The organism is Methanosphaera cuniculi (assembly GCF_003149675.1).
In the GTDB taxonomy this organism is placed as follows: domain Archaea; phylum Methanobacteriota; class Methanobacteria; order Methanobacteriales; family Methanobacteriaceae; genus Methanosphaera; species Methanosphaera cuniculi.
Map to the genome: position 1 here is coordinate 1 of NZ_LWMS01000045.1, position 26,059 is coordinate 26,059.

A 26,059-nucleotide genomic window follows, 5' to 3' on the forward strand; every position below is an offset into this window, starting at 1 on the left:
TCCCTGAATAGAACTTTAAATTAATAAAATAATACTTAAAATTTGTTAAAATTAGATAAAAATTAGTTTTATGTAATATAAAAAATAATTAATAAAAAAATAGGGTGGAGAAAGAGTATTGGTAGTTTTATATGGATTTAATCATCACTAAGTCCTAATCTTTCTGACATTTGATCTACAAGGTAGTTTATTGCTTCATTAATTTCATATAATGATCCATGAAATACAGGTCCATCATCTGATTGTTTTAATGCAATATCATATTTATCTACAGCATTTTTAATTTCAGTTACTGTAGGTCCTGGAGGTAGTGTAACATCTACCACATGTTTTGTTGCGTGTCTTAGATCTTCTAGTTCTCCTTCAAGATATATTAGTCCTTCTTTTGTTTGTACCATTTGAAGAGAGTATGTGTCAATTAAGGTTTGAACTTGTGTTGGTTGCATTCCTGATATTATTTTCATTGTATGTTTTGCCATCATCTTCACCTTCTTTTAGAATTTTATAGTACTTTAGTTTTCAGCCATGTATTCACGTACTGGTCTTAAGTATTCAATAAGGTAATCTGCTACTGCATTTTTAAGATCCATTGGATGGAGTTCTTCATTTGCATATACATTATGAAGTTCTGTTTCTGTTAAATCAAGATTTCCTCCGAATTTTTCAGGTCTTTCTATGTGTATTTTTTCATTATCTGAGAATATGTAGTAGTGTGCTATTTCCATTACTGGGTTATCTTCAACTACTCCTATTGGACAGAAGCTTTTATTTATCTTATCTTTTATTGTTTTTTCATCATCATCTACTGCTACAAAGTTTCCTTTACTACTTGACATTTTATCTGATCCATCTGTACCATGTATTAATGGTATATGGATACATACTGGTGCTGGATATCCTACTTTTGGTAGTATTTCACGTGCTAGCATGTGTATTTTACGTTGTTCCATTCCACCAACTGCAACACTTACACCTAGACTGTACATGTCTAGTGCTTGCATTATTGGATATAATGCTTCAGCTACATTATGGTTATCTTTATCACGTGATACTTGTGCCATACTTCTTTGTGCACGGGATATTGTGATCATTTGTGCAGCTTGGAATACTTTAATCATGTATTCAGGTGTGATACGATCTGATCCTATGATATATTCTGTATCATCAACAAGACCTAATGCTTTAAAGCTTTTTATGTTTGATTCTGCTAATTCATCAAGTTCATCAAGTGTTCCTTTTCCATTAAGATATGCATGAAGATTTGCAATAAATATTTTAATTTTAAATCCTGCATCACGTAGTGCCATCATACGACGTATTGTAAGTGCATGTCCTAGATGTATTTTTCCTGATGGTTCAAATCCTACATATGCTACTTTTTCATCATCAGATTCTATTAATTTACGTAAATCTTCAAGTTCTATAATTTCTTCTGTATCTCTTGCGATATTATCTATAGCTTCGCCTACATCCATTTTATATCCTCTTTATTATATTTTTTACTAAAAAAGTTAAGAAATTCCCCTTTTTAAATGGGAATTTATTATTATAATTAAAATTTAATTATTTTTTTTTATTACCTATTATTATAATATGTATATTCTATCTTTTATTTTTATAACTTTTATTTGTTCACCAATATTTAATTTACGAGTATTATCATTTAATTTAAGATCCACTGTCATATAGTTATCAGGGTCAAGTATTTGTATCTCATTTGGTGTTATGTTTGTTATTGTGGTTTCTTGGATGTCATCAGCAGTTTTAACTTTTCGTATGTCATCTGCTTGTTTCCATGTTATATGTTCTTCTTCACCTTTTTTAAGGTTTTTAACTGTTATTTTATGACTTCCTATTTTTTCAACTTCATATGGTGTATCTTCATATTCTATGAAATCTCCACGATTAAATGATGGTATTCTTACAGATAGCCATGTACGATAAAGGTCACGACTTCGTGATTTATCATGTCCTACAATTTTTCTGGATTCTTTAACTGTTCCTCCAAATTGTTTTTGTAGATTAACTGCAATTTTATGTGCACTGTTATATGATCCTATCTGATAATCCACTCCTTCTTTTAATACTATACGTTCAACCACATATGCAAGTTTGTTAGTTTTACATAGACGTTGTATTTCATTTGATATGAATTCATCAGCTTTTTGAATTTCTTCATCTGTTAGTTTTCTTTCATCTGCTCTTAGTTGTATTACAGCTTCATAGTATCCTGAATAGAATTTACTACAATCTGGACATACACTTTTTTCAACTTTTACTTCTATTGGATAATCTTTTTCTATATATTCATCAATTACTTTTCCATAGATATGTAGCATACATTCATATACAGTTCCCCGATTATTTATAATCTCAGTAGTTATTTCTACATCTTCAAGTTTTGGATCTATTTTTATGTCTTTTTGTATTGCATCATTTATTATTTCATCATCATAGTATCCTGTTTGTACCCATTTATCATGTTTCTGTGTTGCTCCACAGTGTGAACATACCTTAAATGTTGCAAATTCTGGTACTTCTACTGGTTTATATTCTCTGAGGAAACATTTTTTGCATAAACCATCATATAGTTTTTCTTCACTATCACATAATAAGCAAAACATTATCTTTTATCCTCCTTATTTGATTTCTAATTTTTTCATGTTAGTATAATAATTTTTTTTCGTATATTATGTACTTTTTTATTATCTTATTATATTATATCTTATAAAAAGCAATATTTAAAAGTTAAAAGTATTTTTTTTTATAAAAATAAATTATCTTATTTTCATATAAAATTTCATTGAAAAATTATGATATATTTTTATAGATTAAAAAGTAGGATTCTTATAAAATATTAAAAATTTATTTAAAAAAATTCTTTAGAAAAAAAAGTAAGTTTTAAAAAAAAGAATTGTATAAAATTATAAAAAAATGGGGGGAAAAATATTATTCTCATTCCACTTTTTTTTATATACAAAAAATAATCTTAGGCCTTATAATGATTTTAGTGGTGCACGAGCTCCACATGCCATACATTTTAGCATGTCAATACGGTCTTCTCGTATGATAACTGTATCAGGACGGTTACATTCATGACACATTACAAAGTTATCTACGTAATCTGATATTCTGTCATTTATTAGGTAGTGTGTAAATTTACCTTGTAATATTGCACGGTTTCCTTCTACATTTCCACTTGTACCTAGTTCACGTAGTAAGTATTTAAGTACATGCTGTGGGTCACGATTAAGTGTACTTGCAATATCTCCAAAGTTTTTAATTACAGTTCTGCTTCCTTGTATTACAGAGTATCCTTTTGGTACTTTGAATCTTGTTTCTTCAAAGATTGTTTCAGGTAGTTGTTCATATGCTTTATCTAGAAGTTCTTCATATGTTTTGAAATCTGTATTATTTGACATAGTAATAATTTACCTCCATTTTTTTATTTTTTTATTTTTTGAATGTCATTTTTTTGTAAAAATTATTTCCTTATTCTTTTTTTAGTATTTTATAATCTTATAAAAAAAAATATTAATTATAAGAAAGAGTTGTAGAGATTCATTTTTTTTTATGTATTTTAGTTTTTTTTGCTCTTTCTTTTATTCGTTATTTTTCTAGTATAAATATACTTATGTTTTTTGTTACTATTATAATTTGTTTATATATTCATAGTTGAATGGTACTAATTTATTTTTTTATAAACCAAAAAATAATATTCTTTTTATGTTGGCTTGAAGTATCCTTGTTTTGGTTCAAAGATTACACCTTTATTTTTAAGAATTCCAAGATATTTTTCAATTTCATTTTCATCCATATTATAGCGATCACCAAGTTCTGCATTTATCACATTAAGTGGTGCATCACCTTCATATTCTTCACATATTTCATTTATTACTTCAGTTACTATGTTAATTTTATCACGTTGGGATTTTGGTGTTCTTCCTTCAACTTTATCTATATCTACACTTCCAGTATCAGGATCATATCCAATTTGCATCATACAATATTGTTGTAGAGCAATTGCACGTTCAGCATCCTCTTTTTTAACCTCAGGACTTAATCGTATCTTTGCACTTGCTTCAGATAGTCTTACAAGTGCTTCAAGTTGTCTTGCTGTAATTGGTACAGGTGAATCTTCATCAATTGCTCCTCCACGCATTGTTACATAGAAGTTTTGAAGTACTTCTGCTGCTTCATCTGAAAGTTGTGGATCTACATTTTTACGAGCATATGCAATGTATTTTCTTAGTAATTCAGGGTCAATTTTGTATGGTACTGTATTTTCCTGGTGTATTTTTAGAATGTGTCCTGCTAGGTTATGATCACGTTCTCGGTTTGGTTTATCTTCAACAATAAACATAAGATCAAAACGTGATAGAATTGGTGAAGGTAGATCTACTTGTTCTGCTACACTTTTGTATCTATCAAATCTTCCAAATTTTGGGTTTGCAGCTGCAAGTACACTACATCGGCTGTTAAGTGTTGCCATTATACCTGCTTTTGCTATTGATATTGTTTGTTGTTCTAATGCTTCATGTATTGCAGATCTATCTTCTTCTCTCATTTTATCAAGTTCATCTACACATACATTTCCTTTATCACCTAATACTAATGCTCCAGCTTCCAGACTCCAGCCTCCCATTTCATCACGTACAGCTGCTGCTGTTAGCCCTACTCCACTTGTTCCTTTACCACTTGTATATATTCCACGTGGTGCTAGTTTTGATACATATTTTAGTATTTGTGATTTTCCAATCCCTGGATCTCCCACAATTAGTATGTGCATATCTCCTCTAATATGTGTTTTATCTTCTAGTATCTTTGCTGATCCTCCAAAGAGTTGGAATGCTATTGCTTGTTTTACTTCTTCATATCCTTGAATTGATGGTGCGGTGGACTCTATTATTTGCTGGTATATGTCAGGTTGTCGTGATAAAGCGATAATTTCTTTTTCATCTTCTTCACTAATGTGTAGTTCTTCAAATTCTTGTTCGAGTGGTTCGATATAGTTTCCATCAATAAATGTGAAGTAGCGTTTGGTTTTATCATCACGTCTAGTTTTTAGAATTCCTGTTATTCGTACTTTATCTCCTGGTGCAAGTGTATCAACCATATCATCTTCAAGCACTACATTAATTTGTCTTGGTTGATCTCCACCTGAAAGATTTTCTAGTGGTTCTTGTAGTTTTATGGTTTGTGTATCCATAAATATTGATTCATCTTCTAGTATTTCAAATGAATGACTACGACATTCATCACACATTGCAGGTTCTGTTATTAGATTAGATCTTTGTTTTACTTCATGTATTCTTCCACAGCTTCTACATTTAAAAACAGCAGTTTGAAGTCGTGGATGTATTTCATCTGTTTTTCGTATAATTCCATCTACAGCTATGAATTTTCCTATATATTCACTACGTAGAAATCTTAGTGGGACGATGTTTCGTACATTTTCAAATCGTACATTTAGATGAACATTACGGTTTTGAGGGTCAATATTTATTATTGCTTCTGATGCCGCCTCTAATGTTTCATTAGGCTTGTCAATAAGAATATCTGCAGAATCAGGATTATACCGTTCAAGTCGGTTATAATCGATTATTACTGACTTTTGTTGTGGATATTCATTAATAGCTTCAAAAACCTCATCTTTACATTGAGCACTAAAAAATTCTTCAAGTTTTGAAATTTGATTTAAATTAGTACCTTCTTTTAATGTAGTTTCCATGTAATATATTTATGTATTTTAAAAATATTTAACTTTTTTATAAATTTTATTTGTATGAAATTTAAGAGAATTTATGATAAAAAATAGAAGTAAAATTTGCTTATGTGATAATATAGTTTTATGTGAAAAAATATTTTTTTTTGAATGTTATATATTTAATAGTTTAGAAAAATAGATATTATAGATAATAAACACTTATAATTTTTAAAAAAATAAACTTTTTTTAAGGATAATAATAAAATAAAACTTTTAGGGGTTTTGTATGAAAAGATCACGTTTAAAATTATTTAAAACAACTTCTCTTACAATTTCTTTAATTGCAATATTACTTATTATACTAAGTATTGGTATTGCTGCATATATTGGTGTTTCAGATGTAAGTGATTCTGTTACAAATAAAGTAAGTAATGGAGCATCATATGATAGTTTAAACCAGATAAAGTCAGATTACTCAAATTTATCAAAACAATATGATACTTTAGATAAACAACTTGGATCATCACCTGATGTAAATGTAAAATCAACATTTAACAATGGAGTAGTAAAACTCTCTGAGGCAAATCATACAATAGAATCTATTGATAGTGATATATCAAAAGGTGAATCTGAAGATATTGTTAATGAAGAAATTAATAAAGCAAAAGATGAATTAAAACAAGCACATGATATATATAACCAAATTACTGGTGGAAATGTTGCAAAATCAAATACTACAAAATAGATTAATTTACTAGTAGTATGATAAAACAAGATAACAAAAAAGATTAAAAAAGAAGATTAAATAACAATCTTTCTATTTTTTTAAGTTCTCTTTTTTTCATCTTTATAAATTATTTTTTTTTTATAATAACTTATTTTTACACATTTAATTGTTATTTTAACTAAAAAAAACTTTTTTTTCTAAATTATTTATTATTTATATTTAAACCTATCATATGTGTAAAAAAAATAATGTTCTATTTTTTTTCTATTCTTCTTGTTTTTGAGTCTTTTTATTTTTTCGTGGTGGTCTAAATCCTCGTGCTATTACATACATTTCACTACTTCTTTTTCGTGATGAGTTAGGTTTAGTTGTTTTTACTGTTCTGAATTTCTTTTTTAGCTTTTTAAGAAGTTCCTGGTATGCTTCTCCTTGAAAAGCTTTCATAATAAGATTTCCATCTTTTTTTAGTATGTTATCTGTTATGTTAAGTACTGCCATTGCAAGATCATATGATTTAAAGTTATCTATATCTTTTATTCCTGTAAGTTTTGGTGATGCATCAGATAATATTATATCAGCTTTTCCATCAATTAGATCTATTACCATTTGTTGAATTTCAGGATCAGTAAAATCTCCTTTAATTCCAGTATATGCTTCATGATCTATTGGTTTGATGTATTCAAGATCAACACTTATAATTTGTCCTTTTCCTTCTTCTCCTATTTTTTCAGCTACTACTTGACTCCATCCACCTGGAGCTGCTCCAAGATCTACCACATTATAGTCTGGTTTTAGTAGACCATATTTTTTATCTAGTTGTTTTAGTTTGTATGATGCACGTGAGCGGTAGTTTTGTTTTTTTGCAAGTTTATAGTAGTGTTCTTTATCATGTTTTGCTTTCCATCGACTCATTGTTATTCAATCCTCCATATTATATATTATTACCATTAATTTTCTTGTTTTTTAAATTGTGAAACATCAAGTATTCGACATACTGGTTTTCCAATTTTTATTATATCAGCTTCTATTTTACCATCATTAATTTCTAGTAGCATCACTGTTGGATCTGTTAGTCTTGGCTGTGTTGGACTTCCAGGATTAAGCAAAAGCACATCCTTAATTTGTTGTATCATTGGCTGGTGTGTATGTCCACTTATTAGAACATCTACTCCTAGTTGCTTAGCAAGATAGTAGAGTTGTTGTGTATCTCCTCGTGGATATACTACTCCATGTATTAGTCCTATTTTTATTCCATCAACTTCAATAACTTCAGATGTGTTTAATGTAGGATGATTATCACAATTTCCACATACAGCAATTACTGGTGCTATTTCTTCTAATTTTTCAACTACACTAAGATCTTCAATATCACCAGCATGAAGAATTAATTCAACACCGTCAAATAGTTCAAAAACTTTCTCTGGTATACTGTAGCTACGTGCTGGTATATGTGTATCTGATATGACTCCTATTTTCATTTTAAATAAACACCTCTTATAATAATTATTATTTTTTTTTAAATCTCTTTTTTTTTCACTTCTTGATTTCTAACTTATTTTTTTCTACTTTAAATTTCTTTATATTTTATCTGTATTTTTTTCTATTTTTTTTAGACTATTATTATTGTTTTTAGATAAAACAATTTAAAAATTTTTATTATATTATAATATTTCTTTTTTATTAGTTCTATATTATTTATATAAGATTTAATAATTTCAATAATACTAATAATGATTATTTTTTTTTTTAATTTAAATATGAAATACTATAAAATATAATTATTCTAAAACTTCTTTTTATTTAAAATTATAAATATATTAAAATTACCAATATTGTTTATGAATATATTATATTTATATAACAAATAATATCATAACTAAATTATTATAAAGGAAAAAAAATATTTAATATATAATATTATCCAAAAAATAAGAAATTACATAATTTTTTACAAAAACAATATATAATAGAACAATTAATTTTATTTTTTTTATTTTTATAAAAAAACACATTTTTAACATTTAATAACTTTGGGGAGATTAAAAAAGATGAGTGAATTAATAATATGTGAAAAGCCAAAAGTTGCTGAAAAAGTAGCAAAGGCATTATCTGATTCACCAGTAAAAAGCTCATATAAAAGAGTACCATACTATACAATAGAAAAAAATGGAAAAGAAATAATAATCCTATCAGCAGTAGGACATCTTTATTCACTAAAAGCAAAAAATAAGAAAGAAAAAAGACTATTTGAAGTAGAATGGGTACCACTATATGAAACTGATAAATCAAAAAATTACGTAAAAAACTATATAGATACAATAAAGAAATTTGCAAAAACAGCAGATCGATTTATTCATGCATGCGATTATGATACAGAAGGAACACTAATTGGATATAATGCACTAAAAGAAATATGTGGACCTGAAAGTATAGATAAAACATTCAGAATGAAGTTCTCAGCATTAACTAAAAAAGACTTACAAAAAGCATATGATGAAGCATATCCACTAGTAGATGACCAAAGCTGGGTAGATAGTGGAGAAGCACGTCACATTCTTGATTTTTTATTTGGTGTAAATATATCAAAAGCAATGACAGATTCAATAGTAAAAGCAGCAGACAGGTATGTTCAACTTTCAGCAGGACGTGTACAAACACCAACACTTGCAATACTAACAGAACGTGAAAAAGAAATAAAAAAATTCGTACCTGAACCATACTGGCTAATTAAGGCAAAACTACCAAAAGGTGTAATAGCAGATCATAAAAAAGGAAAAATCTTCAACAAAGATGAAGTTGATGAAATAATTAAAAAAACCAAAGGACATGATGCAACAGTAACTAAAATTACAGAACGTAAACATAAAAAATCACTACCTGTACCATTTGAACTTGGAACACTACAATCAGAAGCATTTGCACAATTTGGTTTCACACCAAAAAAGACACAACAAATAGCACAAAACCTTTATACTGAAGGATATACATCATATCCACGTACATCATCCCAGAAACTACCATCATCACTAGGACTTCCAAACATACTACTTCAACTATCAAAAGATCCAAAATACAAAGAAAAAATAGATCAACTAAAAGCACCAATTAAACCTAATGAAGGAAAAAAAACAGATGAAGCACACCCTGCAATTCACCCAACAGGAACACTACCACAAGATCTATCAAAAGATGAACAAAAAATATATGACCTAATAACATATCGTTTTATCAGTATCTTTGGTGAAGAAGCAGAGATGCAATCTGTGAAAGTAGACTTAGATATTAATGGTGAACCATTTAACTTCTCACGACAAAGAATATACAAAGAAGGATTCCTAGCATTAGATCCATACCAGTATAAAAAAGTGAAAAATGAAGACTTCCCAGAAATGGAAGAAAATACCACACTTAAATCAAAAGTAAAAGAAGAACAAAAAGAAACCAAGCCACCAGCACGATATAATCAATCATCAATTGTAAAAGAACTAGAAAAACGTGGATTAGGAACTAAAGCAACACGTGCAAACATAGTAGCAATACTCTACACACGAAAATATGTTCAAGGAAACAAGATTGAAGTAAGTCAACTTGGAGAACATATGATAGATACACTAAATAAGTACTCAGAACGCCTAACAAGTGAACAGATGACTCGTGAGTTTGAAACATACCTATCTGAAATTAAAGATAAGAAAATTACAGAAAATGAAGTAGTAGATGATGCTAAAGATGAACTAAATCAAATACTAAATTCAATAGATGATAATAAAGAAAATATAGGACGAGAACTATATGCTACATATGAACAAAGCCGAATAGTAGGAAAATGTGATTGTGGAGGAAACCTCATTGTAATATCATCACCTCGTGGAGGAAAATTCGTAGGATGTTCAAATTATCCAAAATGTAAGAAAACCTATTCACTACCATCAGGTGCAAACATACTAAAAACTAAGTGTGAAAAATGTGGACTTCCACTAATATCATATGGAAATCCAAGACAACGTGCATGTTTAAACTTTGAATGTGCAAATGGAGGAAAAAAATCAACCAATGATATAGTAGGAAAATGTCCACAATGTGGAGAAAACCTAATAAAACGTATGGGAAGATTTGGAGAGTTCATAGGGTGTACAGGATTTCCAAAATGTAGATTCACATCCTCAATAGCAGACTTTGAAGCAGCACAAAAACAGGAAAATAGTGAATCTGAAAAATAAAAACTAAAAAAAAGAAAATATCCTAACCACCCTTATTTTTAAAATAACCTTTATCTCCCCTTTTTTTTTTAATCTCTTTTTAAATATGTAAAAATTAAAAAATTATAATATATTTTTTTTTAAATTCCTCTTTTTTTTATTAGATAGAAAAAAAATAGAATGATAATTAAAAAAAAGGAAATTTTTGATGATAAAAAAAAAGTGAGAAAGTATTGTATTTACTAGGCATCTTTTGTTATTTCATATAATCTTTTAAGGATAAATTCGGTTGCTTTTTTGTTAAGATTTTTATCATCTGTTTGTTGTTGTGATGTATAGATACATGCTGGACATCCATCACTACATTCACAATCATGTATCATTTCATATGACATTTTTATTATGTCTTTAAATAGTTTAAATGCTTTTTTAGTTAATCCTACTCCATCTTCAAATGCATCATATATGAATATTGTTGCATTAAGTGTTGATTCATGCATATTTTTTGTAACACCACCAAGATCATATGTATCACACATTACATGAAATGGACTTACAGATAGCATAATATTTACAACACCTTGCATAGCTCCCATGAACATATCATTAAATTTAATGTTTGTATTTCCCATTTCATGTTTTAATTCTTCTTTTATATCATATGGTATTGTAAACCAGAATCCTTGTGTTTTAAAGTTTAATGGTGGTAAGTTTAGTTTTTTAGATGATGATATTTTACTATAGTGTATTGTATTAAATCGGTCATATTTTTCTTTTACATTTAATTTTCCATAACTTAGTGTTATATCATTGAATTTCTGGTTTTTCTCTTCTCGTACGATTTTAACATCAATTTCCTTTAAAGCTTGAGTGTAGTAGTCAAGATCTACTTTTTTAACATATATTCTTTTATTTGCTATGTCCATTTCACGTACTAGGTATGTGTCTCCATTATGTATTAGTACTGCATTTTCATGAGCTTCTCGGAATGCTTGTTTTTCACTCATTTCTTCTAGGAATTGATGTCCATTAAATACTTTGTATGGCTCAGATCTTACATCACTAAGATTTACTTCAAAATTTGGTGTTTTATCTTGTTTTAGAAGTTTTTCATCATCATATTTCCATACATCATGTGTATATTTTAGTATTCCTTCCATTTCAAGGTCGCTTATTTCATCAAAAACTACTCCTTCATCATCAAATCCGAAGTTTTCTATTTCATCATATCTTATAGGATTTTCATATGCTGCACATTTTAAGTGTCCTCTTAGTATTTCACGGTTGTTAAGATCTATTATTGCATGTTCATGTGTTTTGTTAAAAAATACTTTTGGGTGCTTCATGAAGTATTGATCTAGTGGATTTTGAAATGCTAGTAGTGTTATTATTGATTCCTGGTTTTTTCGTCCTGCACGTCCTGCTTGTTGCCATGTTGATATAAGAGTTCCTGGATATCCTGCTATCATTACACTATCAAGTGATCCTATGTTAATTCCAAGTTCTAATGCATTTGTTGTTACAATTCCTCTGATTTTTCCATTTTTTAGATCATCTTCTATTTTTTTTCTTTCATCTACAGTATATCCTGCTCTGTATGCTGTTATTTGATTTGCAAGTTTTAGATTTGTATTTTGAAGTTCTTTTTTTGATCTTAATGCTACTACTTCTGCCATTTTTCTTGATATTTCAAAGCATATAGTTTGCATATCATTTTCAATATAGGTTTTAAATAGTTTCTGGGTATCTGTGTGTATGGATGGATTTTTACTTGCTACTTTATATGGGTTGTAGAAGATGAAGTATTTTCGTCCTGATGGAGCTCCGTTTTCATCTATTATTTTAAAGTTTAGTCCTGTTAGTTTTTCGCTAAATTCCTGTGGATTTGCTAGTGTTGCTGTTGATACGATGAATTGTGGGTCAGATCCATAGAATTTACATATTCGTTTAAGTCGTCTAATAAGTAGTGCCATGTTAGATCCAAATACTCCCCGGTATTGGTGTGCTTCATCTATTATTATGTATTTTAGATTTCTAAAGAAGCGTTCCCATTGTTTATGCCATGGTAGTATAAGATGTAATTCATAAGGATTGGTTAATATGAGACGTGATGTTTGCTTGATTTTTGGTCTTTCTGATTTTGGTGTATCACCATCATATTTTGCTGGATTTATTTCAAGTTCACATTCTTCATCTACTTTTAGTATGCTTTTAAGTTGATCATTAGCTAATGCCTTAGTTGGATATAAGTAGAGTGCTGTGTCATTTTCATTTAATGTTAAATCTTCAAGTACTGGTAATGTAAATGAGAGTGTTTTTCCACTTGATGTTGGTGTGGTTATACATACATTTTCTCCACTTCGTACACTTTGTAGTGTTTTATATTGGTGGGTGTATAATTTGATGTTATTTTTATCTAGGTAGTCTGATAGTGCTGCAGGTAAGTTTGGATCTTCTATTGAGTAACGTGCTCTTCGTGGTGGTATTTCTTCGATGTGTTCTATTCTATCTCTAAAGTATTTTTTATTTTGAAAATATGTTAGTATTTCTTGTGTCATTTATAACTTCCTGTATGATCATTTTTTTTCTTTTATTTCTTATTTGTTTTTTATTTTTTAGTTTGAATATTCTTATTTCATCTTTCATATTTCAATTTTTTTTAATGATAGCTTTATTTCTTTTAAAAATTTCTTAATAAGTTTAAATATATCTTTATTTATAAACATATATAAGGATAATTTTTGATTATAGAATGACCATAAATATTCTGGTAAAATATTTTTTTTTTCATAATAATACTTTTTGATTAAGGAAAATTTTATGAAAAAATGGGGGAATAAAATTTCTTAATTCAATAATTTAAAAATAAAATCAAAATTTTCAATATAAATAAATTTTTTTGTATCCTATTTTTTTCTATCTAATAGGCTTTTTGGAGGGTAAAAAAAGGGAGAATCTATATATGAACAGTAAAGAAGTATTAAAAAAAGCTGCACCTTTTATTATTGTTATTCTACTTATGGTTACACTTTTTGCAATTCGTGCAGAGACTGTTAATATTGGTGGAATTCAAAATGAAAGTCTTAAAGCTTTATATGAAGACGACAACGGAATGCCATATTTCACAGAGATAGACTCATATTATAACTTTAGGTTAACAGAGAATTATTTAGAAACAGGGCATTTAGGAGATACAATTGTTAATGGTACTGATTGGGATTCACTTTCAACGTCCCCTGATGGGCGTGCGGCTGACTATCAACCTGTAATTATAGTATTAACAGCTTTTGTTTACAAATTCCTTAATATTTTCACATCAGTTTCACTTGTACAAGTTGCATACTGGATTGGACCATTTATTGGTACACTTGCAGTAATTCCAGCATATTTCATAGTACGTCGTGCAACTGGTAATGACTGGGGAGCTATTGTTGCAGGTGTTATTGCAGGAGCTGCTCCTGCATATTTCTCACACACATACGGTGGTTTCTTTGATACAGATATGTTCAACATACTGCTTCCGCTTCTTATAGTGTTATTCTTAATAGAAGCAGTATATGCCACAAAACCTGTGTGGAAGGCAGTTTATGCTGCAATTTCATCCGTATTCCTTGCATTGTTTTCACTTGCATGGAGTGGATACACCTATATGGTATTATTAACTGTAGGAACATTGATTCTTTATTATCTTGCAAGTTATATTATGGATCGGCATGATGGTAAGGATCTTTCAAATAAAAAGCAATGGTTTAAAAATAATCCGGTTACAATACCAGCGATTGTATTTATTATATTAACCATTATTCTACTCGCAATTACTGTTGGTGGCTCAATGTTTGAGTCAATAACATCTGTAGTAAGCTTATCAACATCACTTCAAAGTGCAACAGCAGGTACAGCATATCCTAACGTATATGTATCTGTAGGTGAGATGCAAGTACCACAAGTAATTGATATTGCAAACCAGAGTGGTGGAGTCTTTGGACTTTTATATGCTCTTGCAGGATTAGTTCTATTTGTTGCTTTACTCTGGAAAAAACCAGTTACAAAAAAACAACAAATAGAAGATCAACCAAAAGAAATTAAAACTAAAAAACGAGTAGGAGGAAAATCTTACACTCCTAAAACTAAAAAACAAGAAGAAGAAGTTCAGGAAATTGTTGAAAAACAATTCGTACCTGGAAAAATTGAATGGACTGAAAAACAACAATATGATAACCTTTTCCTATTTGTACTATTACTATTATGGATTGTAGGTATAGCTATAATGCTAACACAAGGTACAAGGTTTATAGAACAATTTGCAGTTCCTGTATCATTACTTTCAGGACTATTTGTAGGATATATAATTAAGGATATTGATCTTAAAACAGAACAATACAAATATGTTGCAATAATTGGACTTATTGTTGTATTACTTGCAGCAGTTCCACCTCTTGTTTCAGATCATACAGTATCATCACAATCTGTAGGAAGTACAAATGATGATATGTATAATACCCTAACATGGATTAAAGCAAACACACCACAAGATACAGTACTTGCATCTTGGTGGGATTACGGTCACCTCTTTACACAAGTAGCTGATCGTCAAGTAGTATTTGATGGAGGTTCACAGAACAACATGCGTGCATACTGGATAGGTAATGCACTTCAGACAAGTAATGAGGATCTCTCCGCAGGTATTTTAAGAATGCTTGCAAATAGTGGAGAAGAAGCATCAAATACATTAGATTTATACACACACAACACAACAAAAACAGTAGAAGTATTAAATAAAATACTACCTATGGATAGAAATCAAGCAAATGCAGAGTTAACAGGACCTGTAGGCTTATCACAACAAGAAGCAAATGCAGTTCTTGACAAAACACATCCTGCACAAACAAAACCAGTTGACTTAATATTAAGTTCAGATATGCTTTCAAAAGCAGCATGGTGGTCATACTTTGGAACATGGAACTTCCAAAACCAAACATCCACACACTACTCATACTACCCAGCAAATGTTCAAGCAGAACAAATAAATGGTAAAACATTTATCCTTGGAATGGACAATGGTGTAGTAGGTGTTTCATCATCAAATACAAATGAAACAGAAGGAGTACCAATGCTCTTTGCATATGTTGATCAAAGTAAACTTAATAAGTCACTTAACATGTCAACCACTGAAGATAAAGAAAGAATGGAAAAAGAATTAACAGATGGAACAGGTAATGAGTTACTTAAACCACATAAACTAATATACATAGAAAACAATCAACTTTCAGAAAGAATAGTAAATAACAACAGTAACATGTCACTTATTGTATATAACAATGGTGGAGGATCATACTTCACAGTTCTATATGATTCATATCTTGATAATGCTGTATTTACCAAACTATATCTTGAAAGTGGAATGAACACAACAAGGTTTAACCTAACACATACAGAACCTGGTATAAGTGTATGGAATGTATTTGAATACCCAACAGGTAATACAAACCAAGCACAAGCAGTTGTTAATAAGACAAACAATACAAACACGACGTAAATAAATATAAATTTACAAACACAATAATTAATTTTTTTACACTCCAAAAATCCTTCTTTTTTCTTTTTTTATTTAATTAAATTATTAAAATTCTAAAATTATAATACCATACTTATTTTATAAAAAGAGTAACCTTTTTTTTTAAATTCTAATTTTACATACAATATATAATAAAAGAAAATTATCTTCTGAAAAATTAAAATATATTTTAATAAAACTTAAATAACTACTTTTTTAAACCTTTCTATTATTTATATTATAATTAATAAAAATTATTACCAGATAAACAATATTATGATTTTATATAATAAGGAGATAAGAAAATTGAAAACACTTTCAGACCTAAAAAAGGCAACACTCATTCCTACAAATTCATCATTTGATATACTTCTTGGTGGAGGAATAGAAAAAGGGTGTGTAACACAATTTTATGGACCACCAGGATGTGGAAAAACAAATATTGCACTGAAAATATTATATGAAGCCACAAAAGATGGTAAAAAAGCCATATACATGGATACTGAAGGTGGAATTTCACTTGAAAGAATCGAACAAATAGCAGGACTTGACTTTGATAAAATAGTAAATAACATTTACTTACTTGAACCTAAAACATTTGATGAACAATTTCTTCAAATAAAACAGATAAAAGAAGTACTTGAAAATGACTCTGATATTGACATTTTAATAATAGATTCTATCGTAGCATTATATCGTATAGAAGATGGAGATCCAACTGAGATAAATAAACGTCTTGGAAAACTAATGTCAGATTTACTAATACTAAGTCGAGAATATGACATAGCTGTAGTAATTACAAATCAAATCTACTCACCATTTGACTCAGATGATCTTATTGTTGAACCAATTGGTGGAACAGTACTAAAATACTGGAGTAAAGTAATTGTAGAAATACAAAAAGATTTAATATCAAACATGAGATCAGCCACACTAAAACGACATAAAACAAAACCGGCGGATTCTGTGATAAACTTTGAAATAGTAGATACGGGAATAACATAAAAAAAATAGAATAGTTCAAAAGTTAAATAATAATATGATTTTTTTCACTACATTAAACTTAAAAAGAAAGGATAATTACAATTTAAAAAGAAATTAAATAAGAATTTTTCTAAAAAAAACTTTTTTGGAGAAGATATAATGGTATTTAAAAAGAAAGAAAAAAAGGTGCCAAAAGGATTTAACTCAGTAAATGAATTCTTTGACTACCTATATAAAAAAGAAGATTTAATATGGATGGGACAAAACACAAATCACTTACAAAAAGTAGAAGCAATAGAAGATGCACTAATAGAAGCATCACATAAACGTGACTACTGTAAATATCCACCACCAGAAGGATTTCCAGAACTAAAACAATTAATTCTAGAAGATCTAGGACTTGATGAAAACATATTTGATGTACAAATAACAGCAAGTGCAACAGAATCATTATATCTTGCAATAAGCACATCACTATATCATATAACAAACACAATAGCATCAGATCCAGGATATCTAATTATAAACAATTTCTGTAACAGATTTGGAAACCATGTAAAAGAAATACCAGTATACAACGAAGAACACGGATATAAACTAACACCACAACTAATACGTGAAAACATTGACATGGAAACCAAACTAATCATACTAATTGATCCACTAAATCCAATAGGAGCAACATATACAAAAGAAGAAATCATGGAAATTGCAGAAATAGCAAAAGAAAACAACATTATAGTACTCCATGATATAACATATCGTGACTTTGCACGAGAACATACACTAGTTGCACAATATGCACCAGAACATACAATAACAGTATATAGTTTCTCAAAAATATTTGGTATGGCAGGACTAAGAATAGGAGCTGTAATAAGTACTCCAGATCTTATGCGTCCAATGCGTGCAAGTGTAATAAATGATCTTGGAACAAATGTATTATCACAAGAAGCAGCAATAGCAGGACTAAAAACCAAAGATCAGTGGATTGATGAAATTAAACAAACATGCTTTAAAAATCAGGAACTTATCAAAGAAGCAGTAGATGAAACACCAGGAACATTTTTACCTGTATATCCATCAGATGCAAACATGATGGTAATTGATATATCACAAACAGGTCTTGATCCAGTAGATTTAGCAGCATATTTACTTGATGAGAAAAACATATTTGTACGAGAAGGAAACTATACAAGTAAATTATTTGGAGATCGATATATACGTGTAAGTTATTCAATACCAACAGAGGAAATAATGGTATTTAGAAATGAATTTAAAGATGCTGTAGAAACACTACAAAAAAGACAAAATATAATACCAAAATAAATTCATTAAAACTTAAAATAAATCTCTCCTACCATTTTTTTTTCTCACCTTAAATCTTAATCTTTTTTATTTTTTTTAAATCTATAAAATAAGAATAAATAAAATCACTTATTAATACACATAATTAATTTAACTAATATACGGAAAGAAAACTAATTTATCTTTTTTTCATAATGGAGGTAACAAAATAATGGAAGAAGCCTGCAGATTCATAATAGAAGAAGCTATAAATAAAAATATAACAAACAAAAAAGATCTTGAAAAACTAAAAATACAAACATGTCGAAACATGAAGCTACCAGGATTTATGAGCAACTCAAAAATTCTACAATATGCAAAAGATGAAGAACTTGACCAAATACGACCGCTTCTCATGAAAAAACCAACACGAACAATATCAGGTGTAGCAATAGTTGCAATAATGTGTCATCCACATAAATGTCCACATGGAAGATGTAAATACTGTCCTGAAAGTAGCATAGCACCACCAAGTTATACAGGAGAAGAACCAGCAGCACTAAGAGCAAGAATGTTTAAATTTGATCCATACATACAAACATTCAACAGATTATATCAACTACGAAATATTGGTCATTCAATAGATAAAGTTGAACTAATCATTATGGGTGGAACATTTGCATCAAGAACACTAGACTACCAAGAATGGTTTGTAACACAAGCACTAAGAGCAATGAATGACTTTGAAAAAATAGTAGACACACTTCCAAAAAATCAACGTGAAATTGAGATAGTACCACCAACAGACTTCAAATACATAAGTGATGTTCAAAAAGTTAATGAAACAAGTAAAGTACGTTGTATAGGACTTACATTTGAAACAAGACCAGATTATTCAAAACATCAAGATGTTAACCGAATGCTTGATTTTGGAGTAACACGAGTAGAACTTGGAGTTCAAACACTATATAATCATGTATATAGTCAAATAGATAGAGGACATCGTATAAATGATGTAATTGAAGCAAACCAAATACTACGTGATAGTGCAATAAAAGTAGCTATGCATATGATGCCAGGATTAACACAATCACGAAGTATGGATCTACGTATGTTTAAAAGACTCTTTAGTGAAGAATCATTTTCACCTGATATGCTTAAAATCTATCCATGTCTTATAACAGAAGGCTCTGAATTCTATGAAATGTGGAAAAAAGGTGAATATGAACCATACACATCAGATGAAGCAGTTGATCTTATTGTAGATGTTAAAAAAATTCTTCCTAAATGGGTACGTACCATGCGTATACAACGTGATATACCAGCAACACTAATAAATGCGGGTGTTAAAAAATCAAACCTGGGAGAATTAGTATATAATCGCCTAGAAGAAGAAGATATTCAATGTCAATGTATAAGATGTCGTGAAGTAGGACATAAAAAAGCACATGGAATAGATGTAGACTATGATAATATTGAACTACTTAGAACAGATTATAAAGCTGTAGGTGGTCGTGAAATATTCTTATCATATGAGGATGTATCAAATGATATACTAATTGGATTTACACGGCTTCGTATACCATCACAGAATGCTTTTAGACCTGAAATAACACCAACCACAGCACTTATTCGTGAACTTCACGTATATGGGCATATGCAAAATATTGGAAAAACTGATGATAAATTATGGCAACATCATGGCTATGGTACAAATTTAATAAAAAAAGCTGAGGAAATTGCACAAGATGAATATAACAAAGATAAAATGAGTATTATAAGTGGAATTGGTGTACGTGACTATTATCGTAAACTCGGCTATGAAAAAGATGGACCTTACATGTCAAAACAACTAGAACTATAAACTCCCCACCTTCTTATTTTTTATTTTTTATTTATATAATACATAAATAGTATTATTTATAAATATTAAAAATAGTATAAAAAAATAGTTTAAGAAAATAAAAAAATTTAATTATAAGAATTTATAGTCACTATTTTTCTACCATTTTTAATTATTATCATAAAAAGGTTGTGAATTATTAATATGCAAATTGAAACTTCTGCAAGATTACATTTATCATTAATAGATCTTAATGGATCAATAGGTCGAGTTGATGGATCAATAGGATTAACACTAGATAAGCCATCATTAAAACTTGAATGTATAGAAAATAATACACAGACACAAATAATAACAAATGGATTAGATGATGAATATGAAAAGAAAATACTATCATCTTATATGAAAATGTGTGATTATCTAGATATTGACACAACATACACATTTAAAATTAATGAAGCATACCCTATACATCATGGTCTAGGACTTGGAACACAATTATCACTATCAACAGCATCACTATTAGCACACATGAATGATGTAAATCTTACAAACTATGAACTTGCAAACATCATAGGACGTGGTGGAACAAGTGGAATTGGAGTATACTCATTTAGTGAAGGTGGACTGATAATTGATGGAGGACATAAAAAAACTGATAAACACTCATTTCTTCCATCATCAGCATCAAATGTATCACCACCACCACTAATAGCAAGATATGAAATACCAGATGATTGGAAAATAATACTAGTAACACCTGATATTAATGCTGGTGCAAGTGGATCAAATGAAGTTAATATATTTCAAAAATATACACCTATAAAACTTGATGATGTAAAAACAATATCATACATTACACTTATGAAACTAATGCCAGCAATAGTAGAATGTGATATAACATCATTTGGAAAAGCTGTAAATGAAATACAAAAGGTAGGATTTAAAAGTATAGAACGAAAACTACAACCACCAATAATAGATACAATTATAAACTATATGTTAGATAATGGTGTAGCAGGAGCTGGTATGAGTTCATTTGGACCTACATGTTTTGGAATAACTGATACAAATACAAAAACATTAAAACATGATATTTTAGATTTATTAGATGGTAATGCAAATGTAACAGTTACAAAAGGAAAAAATCATGGTGCAAAAATAAAAATATAGTACATATAACATGAAATTATAAAAATCAATAAATACTCGGGAGATGAATAAATGGAAAATATAGAAGGAAAAGCATGGAAGTTTCGTGATTGCATAGATACAGATGTGATTATTGCAGGAAGATACCTAAGAACATTCAACCCACAAGACTTAGCAGATCATGTAATGGAAGCTGAAGATCCTGAATTTGCACAAAAAGTAGATAAAGGTGATATAATAGTTGGTGGATGGAATTTTGGATGTGGATCTTCACGTGAACAAGCACCAGTTGCAATAAAAGCTGCAGGAGTATCTGTTATAATAGCTAAATCATTTGCAAGAATCTTCTATCGTAATGCAATAAATATAGGACTTCCAGTAATAACAGCAGATATAGAAGTAGATGAAGGAGATATACTAGAAGTTAACATAACAGATGGAATAATAAAAAACAAGACAACCAACACAGAATATGAAATACAACCACTTGATCCTACAATGCTTGAAATCCTTGAATGTGGAGGAGTTGTAAATCAATACATACAAGAGAAAGGAGGAAAATAAAAATGACATGTCCATCATGCAACTCAGATGACTATGAAATACTAAAAACTAAAGGTAAGAAAAATAAAGAACTACTAGTAAAATGTAACGATTGTGAACACACCTATTGGACACCAGCACCAGAAGAAGTACATGCTGTTAAAGTACGTGTGATAATAAGTGAATTTGAAAAATCATGGAAGACAAGTGTAGAACTCTTCTCAGATGAATACCTGGAAGTTGGAACACTACTATATATTGATGATAAAGATGTAGAAGTAACATCAATTGAAAATAGTGAAGAAAAACGTGTATTTGAATGTCCAGTAATTGATATTAAAACTATATGGGCAAAATCACTAGATACTCAGGCAAGAATAGGACTAACAATAGATAATCATGGAATAGTATTATCACATAAAATAGAAGTAGAACGAGACTTTATCTTTGCAATAGGAGATGTAGGTGAAGTATATGGTAAAAAATTCCGTATCTATGCATTTAAGACACTTGAACGAAATATGCGTAAAGGATATGCATATGCAAAGGTAATAAAAAGAATCTATGGAAGATTACTTCCAAATAATGATAAATCAAAAGTAAAATATGACTTATCAGAATATGTTGTAAAAACCACAATAAAAGATAAAGAAAAAAATAAAGACAACTATTTCAACTAAAAAAAAAGAATATAATTTGGGATAACATTATTATGAATAAAAAAATTTATTTAGAAACACATGGATGTACATTTAACAAAGCAGATACAAATATTATGACTAAAATCCTTGATGAAAAAGGATACATTATAGTAGATAATCTTAAGGATGCTGATGTTATAATATTAAACACTTGCTATGTAAAACTACCAACAGAACAAAAGATGATAACACAGATAAGAAAAATCAAGGAAAACTATCCTGATAAAAAACTTATTATTGGTGGATGTATGGTAGAAGTAGATGATGTACGTTTAAATAAATTTGCACATGATAACTGCTGGATAGGACCACATAAAGTAGATAAAGTAGATGAAGTAGTGCAAAAAGCATTAAATGATGAAATAGTACATGAATATGGTAAAACTAATCTTATAAAAGCAGGAGCTAATACAAAAACCACAGATTCATTAATACACATACTTCAAATATGTGAAGGATGTAATGGTGTATGTACATTCTGTTGTACTAGAAGAGCACGAGGACATCTGGTAAGTTATCCAATTCAAAATATAGTTGATGAAGCACAACAAGCAATAAGTAATGGAGCTAAAGAACTTCAAGTAACAGCACAAGATACAGCATGCTATGGTTTTGATACAGGTGAATCATTCCCAGAACTTCTAAGAAAACTTGCAAATCTTGATGGAGAATACCGAATACGTGTAGGAATGATGCATCCTAAAAGCTTACGTGAAAATCTAGATGAAATAATAGAAGTTTTCAAACAAAATCCTAAAATATACAACTTCATCCACTTACCTATTCAAACAGGAAGTGAAAAAGTACTAAGTGAGATGAACAGACTTCACACTATAGATGAATATAAATACATGCTAAATAAATTTAAAACAGAAATACCAGATTTAACCTTTGCAACAGATATAATCGTAGGATATCCAACAGAAACAGAAGAAGACTTCCAAGAAACACTAGAATTACTTGATGAAATAAAACCAGACATCATACATATATCAAAATACATGCACAGACCAACAGCTACATCAAACACACTTAAAGAAATAGATCACATAACAATGAAAGACAGATCACACAGAGTAAATCAAATGAAAGATAAGGTAATGTATGAAAATAATGAAAAATACGTATCAAAAACATATAATGTATTAGTACTAGCAAAAGGAAGTTCTGGTGGATATGTAGGATATACAGATGCATATAAAAATGTGATAATACCAGAAGATGTGAAACTAGGAACATTTCATAATGTAAAAATAGTAAAACCTAACCGGACATATCTGTTATCAGAACTAATAGAATAAAGAAAAAAAATGAAAAATTATATAAACACATATTTTTAAATAAAAAATATACAAAAAGATGAAAAATTAAATTAATAAAAAATAAAAATTATATAAGATTTGATTAAAATGAGTTACGTAGTATGTCAAAATTGTAAACGTTTTGTTCAAGTAAACCCCTATGCACCATTATCATTTGATAAATGCACAAACTGTGGACATACATTAGAATTTGCACGATCACCAACAGAACTACAACTACTACTTCATGGAATAGAAATGCCTGAAGTATCATATAAGAAAATATGTAAAGTTTGTAAATCAGAAAATCCAAGAGAAGTAGGAAGTTGTATGTATTGTGGATCAACTGAGTTTAATTTACAATATGATCCTGAAAGTGTAAAAAAATACAATGAAAGTATGATAGAAGCACAAAACATGCAACTAAACAATCTAAAACAAACAGGTGATGCAAATATACCATCTGAATATGCAGATCAAATGAATCAAAACCCAAATCCTAACCCACAAGTTATAATAAATACAGAAGTGAAACTAGATAAATCTAGGCAATTCATGTTTGGAATAATAAGTGTAATAATGGGATTTATAGACTTTATATTCTTTGTAACACTAGGATTATTCTTAATAGCAGGGGATAATATACCAGAAACAACAGAAGCACTAGTACCATTTATAACACAAAATATGACATCTCTTGGTATAATAGTAGTAGTAGCACTACTTCTAGCAGGATTAATTCCAATATTTATCATGCCAAAGATGAGTTATAAAAATTCATTTAAAATGTCAGCAATAATAGGAGTAGTCATAGGAATATGTACACTATTTGTAGGATATGATCCACTAGTATGTATTATAAGTATGCTAATTGCAGCAATACTAACAGGACTTGGTGGTGTAATAGGTGAATATATTATACACAAACTTACAAATACAATAAATTCACAATAAAAAAAACAACTTAACTTCCACTCTTTTTATTTTTTTTAAATACTTAAATTTAGTTTTTAATTTATAAATTAAGCATAAAAACTTATTTTTTTTTATAATAAATGGATAAGTTAACAAAAAAAAATTAGCAAATTTAGTATTCTATAAAATAATTATTTTTTCATAAAATAAATTTCTTAAAAAAAATAGTAGTAATTTAAATGTGAATGCCGTGGGCCGGACTTGAACCAGCGACATCCAGATCTTCAGTCTGGCGTTCTCCCAACTGAACTACCACGGCATATTATAATGAAATTATCTTTTTTAGATTTAAAGTGGGCCGAACGAGATTCGAACTCGTGATCTCCTCCATGTCAAGGAGGAATCATACCCCTAGACCACCGGCCCAGAGAACTTTTAATCTTTCAAATTTCTTATAATCTATTTATTATATATTTTTATTTCTTTTATTTATATTTTATGGATTTTTATTAAATGATATTTTAACAACTGTTCATATTTTAAATTTACATAATAAGTATTAAATATTAATTAGAAAAAAATGTATAATGTTTATTATAATATAAATATTATTAACTAATAATAGATTTAATAAAAAATTATAATTAATTAATCATATAAGTGGGAGGAATAAGATTTATGGACTTTGACAAATCAATAGAAAATACATTATCTCAAATACAAAAAGTTATGAGTGCAAATTGTATTGTTGGAGAACCAATTTATACAAAAAATAAAATTTTAATACCAGTTTCAAAAACTACTCTTGCATTTGGAGTGGGTGTTGGAAATAATAATGAAGAAAATACTGATATGGGTGGTGCTGGTGGAGGAGCATGTATTGATCCTACATCATTTATTGTAATTCATGAAGATATTAAAGGACCTGAAGGAATACAAATTGTACCTATAATTGGTAAAAATCCTGTGGAAGATCTTATCTATAATTTAGGTAAGATAGTGGATGAAAAAGTAGGTTCATCAAAGAAATCATCAAATACACAAGATGATGATGAGGATAATATTGATAATATTAAAGCTCAGATAAAAGAAGATTAAATTGTATCTCTTAGATGTGGTGATTATTAAAGATAAACTTGGAATAAT

The 26,059-nt window shown here is 29.0% G+C and carries 20 protein-coding genes and 2 tRNA genes; 12 read left to right on the plus strand and 10 right to left on the minus strand.

The features are described from left to right. Window positions 1-137: 137 nt before the first annotated feature. From MSCUN_RS07020 to MSCUN_RS07040, 5 genes are all read right to left on the minus strand, one after another. Window positions 138-482, minus strand: a complete 345-nt coding sequence (locus tag MSCUN_RS07020; RefSeq protein WP_146192120.1) for a hypothetical protein — start codon at window positions 480-482, stop codon at window positions 138-140. A 30-nt stretch (window positions 483-512) separates the two neighbouring features. Next, window positions 513-1,475 carry a tyrosine--tRNA ligase gene (locus tag MSCUN_RS07025; protein WP_095608571.1) on the minus strand — a complete coding sequence of 321 codons (963 nt, stop codon included), beginning with the start codon at window positions 1,473-1,475 and terminating at the stop codon, window positions 513-515. Between the two features lie 111 nt (window positions 1,476-1,586). Further along, on the minus strand, window positions 1,587-2,624 hold the full coding sequence (locus MSCUN_RS07030; protein ID WP_095608570.1) for a 60S ribosomal export protein NMD3: 1,038 nt from the start codon (window positions 2,622-2,624) through the stop codon (window positions 1,587-1,589). A 372-nt stretch (window positions 2,625-2,996) separates the two neighbouring features. Next, window positions 2,997-3,422, minus strand: coding sequence for a translation initiation factor IF-2 subunit beta (locus MSCUN_RS07035; RefSeq protein WP_095608569.1), 426 nt, complete (start codon window positions 3,420-3,422; stop codon window positions 2,997-2,999). Window positions 3,423-3,724: 302 nt separating this feature from the next. Further along, the gene (locus MSCUN_RS07040; RefSeq protein WP_095608568.1) at window positions 3,725-5,731 is read right to left on the minus strand and encodes a minichromosome maintenance protein MCM; all 2,007 of its coding nucleotides are present in this window, start codon (window positions 5,729-5,731) and stop codon (window positions 3,725-3,727) included. Between the two features lie 262 nt (window positions 5,732-5,993). Here MSCUN_RS07040 and MSCUN_RS07045 point away from each other — a divergent pair, with 262 nt between their 5' ends. Further along, entirely contained in the window at window positions 5,994-6,452 is a 459-nt protein-coding gene (locus tag MSCUN_RS07045; RefSeq protein WP_095608567.1) for a hypothetical protein, read from the plus strand. Window positions 6,453-6,698: 246 nt separating this feature from the next. Here MSCUN_RS07045 and MSCUN_RS07050 read toward each other — a convergent pair whose 3' ends face one another. Next, window positions 6,699-7,346, minus strand: coding sequence for an RlmE family RNA methyltransferase (locus tag MSCUN_RS07050; RefSeq protein ID WP_095608566.1), 648 nt, complete (start codon window positions 7,344-7,346; stop codon window positions 6,699-6,701). A 35-nt stretch (window positions 7,347-7,381) separates the two neighbouring features. Further along, the gene (locus MSCUN_RS07055) at window positions 7,382-7,912 is read right to left on the minus strand and encodes a metallophosphoesterase (protein ID WP_095608565.1); all 531 of its coding nucleotides are present in this window, start codon (window positions 7,910-7,912) and stop codon (window positions 7,382-7,384) included. A 570-nt stretch (window positions 7,913-8,482) separates the two neighbouring features. On the opposite strand from MSCUN_RS07055, the gene topA reads away from it, so the two are divergent. Continuing rightward, the gene (gene topA, locus MSCUN_RS07060) at window positions 8,483-10,654 is read left to right on the plus strand and encodes a DNA topoisomerase I (RefSeq protein WP_095608564.1); all 2,172 of its coding nucleotides are present in this window, start codon (window positions 8,483-8,485) and stop codon (window positions 10,652-10,654) included. A 221-nt stretch (window positions 10,655-10,875) separates the two neighbouring features. On the opposite strand, the gene MSCUN_RS07065 is transcribed toward topA, so the two are convergent. Further along, window positions 10,876-13,191 carry a DEAD/DEAH box helicase gene (locus MSCUN_RS07065; protein ID WP_095608563.1) on the minus strand — a complete coding sequence of 772 codons (2,316 nt, stop codon included), beginning with the start codon at window positions 13,189-13,191 and terminating at the stop codon, window positions 10,876-10,878. 404 nt (window positions 13,192-13,595) lie between these two features. Between MSCUN_RS07065 and MSCUN_RS07070 the strand changes: the two genes are divergently transcribed. The 9 genes from MSCUN_RS07070 (at window position 13,596) to MSCUN_RS07110 (ending at window position 24,952) form a co-directional block, all read left to right on the plus strand. Then, complete coding sequence (locus MSCUN_RS07070; RefSeq protein ID WP_095608562.1) at window positions 13,596-16,169, plus strand: STT3 domain-containing protein; 2,574 nt, start codon at window positions 13,596-13,598, stop codon at window positions 16,167-16,169. Between the two features lie 324 nt (window positions 16,170-16,493). Further along, window positions 16,494-17,192: a DNA repair and recombination protein RadB gene (gene radB, locus MSCUN_RS07075; RefSeq protein WP_180738338.1), complete on the plus strand. Its 699-nt coding sequence runs from the start codon at window positions 16,494-16,496 to the stop codon at window positions 17,190-17,192. 138 nt (window positions 17,193-17,330) lie between these two features. Further along, complete coding sequence (locus tag MSCUN_RS07080) at window positions 17,331-18,500, plus strand: pyridoxal phosphate-dependent aminotransferase (RefSeq protein WP_095608560.1); 1,170 nt, start codon at window positions 17,331-17,333, stop codon at window positions 18,498-18,500. Window positions 18,501-18,690: 190 nt separating this feature from the next. Then, complete coding sequence (locus tag MSCUN_RS07085; protein ID WP_095608559.1) at window positions 18,691-20,322, plus strand: tRNA uridine(34) 5-carboxymethylaminomethyl modification radical SAM/GNAT enzyme Elp3; 1,632 nt, start codon at window positions 18,691-18,693, stop codon at window positions 20,320-20,322. 183 nt (window positions 20,323-20,505) lie between these two features. Further along, window positions 20,506-21,474 carry a beta-ribofuranosylaminobenzene 5'-phosphate synthase gene (locus MSCUN_RS07090; protein ID WP_095608558.1) on the plus strand — a complete coding sequence of 323 codons (969 nt, stop codon included), beginning with the start codon at window positions 20,506-20,508 and terminating at the stop codon, window positions 21,472-21,474. 51 nt (window positions 21,475-21,525) lie between these two features. Then, window positions 21,526-22,017 carry a homoaconitase small subunit gene (hacB, locus tag MSCUN_RS07095; RefSeq protein WP_095608557.1) on the plus strand — a complete coding sequence of 164 codons (492 nt, stop codon included), beginning with the start codon at window positions 21,526-21,528 and terminating at the stop codon, window positions 22,015-22,017. A 2-nt stretch (window positions 22,018-22,019) separates the two neighbouring features. Next, on the plus strand, window positions 22,020-22,676 hold the full coding sequence (locus MSCUN_RS07100; RefSeq protein ID WP_095608556.1) for an HVO_0476 family zinc finger protein: 657 nt from the start codon (window positions 22,020-22,022) through the stop codon (window positions 22,674-22,676). 32 nt (window positions 22,677-22,708) lie between these two features. Further along, the gene (locus MSCUN_RS07105; protein ID WP_095608555.1) at window positions 22,709-23,998 is read left to right on the plus strand and encodes a tRNA (N(6)-L-threonylcarbamoyladenosine(37)-C(2))-methylthiotransferase; all 1,290 of its coding nucleotides are present in this window, start codon (window positions 22,709-22,711) and stop codon (window positions 23,996-23,998) included. 108 nt (window positions 23,999-24,106) lie between these two features. After that, complete coding sequence (locus MSCUN_RS07110) at window positions 24,107-24,952, plus strand: YrzE family protein (RefSeq protein ID WP_095608554.1); 846 nt, start codon at window positions 24,107-24,109, stop codon at window positions 24,950-24,952. A gap of 207 nt (window positions 24,953-25,159) precedes the next feature. Here MSCUN_RS07110 and MSCUN_RS07115 read toward each other — a convergent pair. Continuing rightward, window positions 25,160-25,232, minus strand: a tRNA-Phe gene (locus MSCUN_RS07115). Window positions 25,233-25,267: 35 nt separating this feature from the next. Then, window positions 25,268-25,339 (minus strand) — tRNA-Val (locus MSCUN_RS07120). Between the two features lie 252 nt (window positions 25,340-25,591). On the opposite strand from MSCUN_RS07120, the gene MSCUN_RS07125 reads away from it, so the two are divergent. Continuing rightward, window positions 25,592-26,011 (plus strand): GerW family sporulation protein, encoded by a 420-nt coding sequence (locus tag MSCUN_RS07125; RefSeq protein ID WP_095608199.1) that lies wholly within the window; start codon window positions 25,592-25,594, stop codon window positions 26,009-26,011. The last annotated feature ends 48 nt before the right edge of the window (window positions 26,012-26,059 follow it).

Bases quoted from the DNA above. Each gene is read 5' to 3' on its own strand.
- MSCUN_RS07030 (WP_095608570.1), bottom strand. From the start codon at position 2,624: ATGTTTTGCTTATTATGTGATAGTGAAGAAAAACTATATGATGGTTTA.
- MSCUN_RS07040 (WP_095608568.1), bottom strand. From the start codon at position 5,731: ATGGAAACTACATTAAAAGAAGGTACTAATTTAAATCAAATTTCAAAA.
- MSCUN_RS07055 (WP_095608565.1), bottom strand. From the start codon at position 7,912: ATGAAAATAGGAGTCATATCAGATACACATATACCAGCACGTAGCTAC.
- MSCUN_RS07025 (WP_095608571.1), bottom strand. From the start codon at position 1,475: ATGGATGTAGGCGAAGCTATAGATAATATCGCAAGAGATACAGAAGAA.
- MSCUN_RS07070 (WP_095608562.1), top strand. From the start codon at position 13,596: ATGAACAGTAAAGAAGTATTAAAAAAAGCTGCACCTTTTATTATTGTT.
- hacB (WP_095608557.1), top strand. From the start codon at position 21,526: ATGGAAAATATAGAAGGAAAAGCATGGAAGTTTCGTGATTGCATAGAT.
- MSCUN_RS07045 (WP_095608567.1), top strand. From the start codon at position 5,994: ATGAAAAGATCACGTTTAAAATTATTTAAAACAACTTCTCTTACAATT.
- MSCUN_RS07125 (WP_095608199.1), top strand. From the start codon at position 25,592: ATGGACTTTGACAAATCAATAGAAAATACATTATCTCAAATACAAAAA.
- MSCUN_RS07050 (WP_095608566.1), bottom strand. From the start codon at position 7,346: ATGAGTCGATGGAAAGCAAAACATGATAAAGAACACTACTATAAACTT.
- topA (WP_095608564.1), top strand. From the start codon at position 8,483: ATGAGTGAATTAATAATATGTGAAAAGCCAAAAGTTGCTGAAAAAGTA.
- MSCUN_RS07085 (WP_095608559.1), top strand. From the start codon at position 18,691: ATGGAAGAAGCCTGCAGATTCATAATAGAAGAAGCTATAAATAAAAAT.
- MSCUN_RS07065 (WP_095608563.1), bottom strand. From the start codon at position 13,191: ATGACACAAGAAATACTAACATATTTTCAAAATAAAAAATACTTTAGA.
- MSCUN_RS07090 (WP_095608558.1), top strand. From the start codon at position 20,506: ATGCAAATTGAAACTTCTGCAAGATTACATTTATCATTAATAGATCTT.
- MSCUN_RS07080 (WP_095608560.1), top strand. From the start codon at position 17,331: ATGGTATTTAAAAAGAAAGAAAAAAAGGTGCCAAAAGGATTTAACTCA.
- MSCUN_RS07035 (WP_095608569.1), bottom strand. From the start codon at position 3,422: ATGTCAAATAATACAGATTTCAAAACATATGAAGAACTTCTAGATAAA.
- MSCUN_RS07110 (WP_095608554.1), top strand. From the start codon at position 24,107: ATGAGTTACGTAGTATGTCAAAATTGTAAACGTTTTGTTCAAGTAAAC.
- MSCUN_RS07020 (WP_146192120.1), bottom strand. From the start codon at position 482: ATGATGGCAAAACATACAATGAAAATAATATCAGGAATGCAACCAACA.
- MSCUN_RS07105 (WP_095608555.1), top strand. From the start codon at position 22,709: ATGAATAAAAAAATTTATTTAGAAACACATGGATGTACATTTAACAAA.
- MSCUN_RS07100 (WP_095608556.1), top strand. From the start codon at position 22,020: ATGACATGTCCATCATGCAACTCAGATGACTATGAAATACTAAAAACT.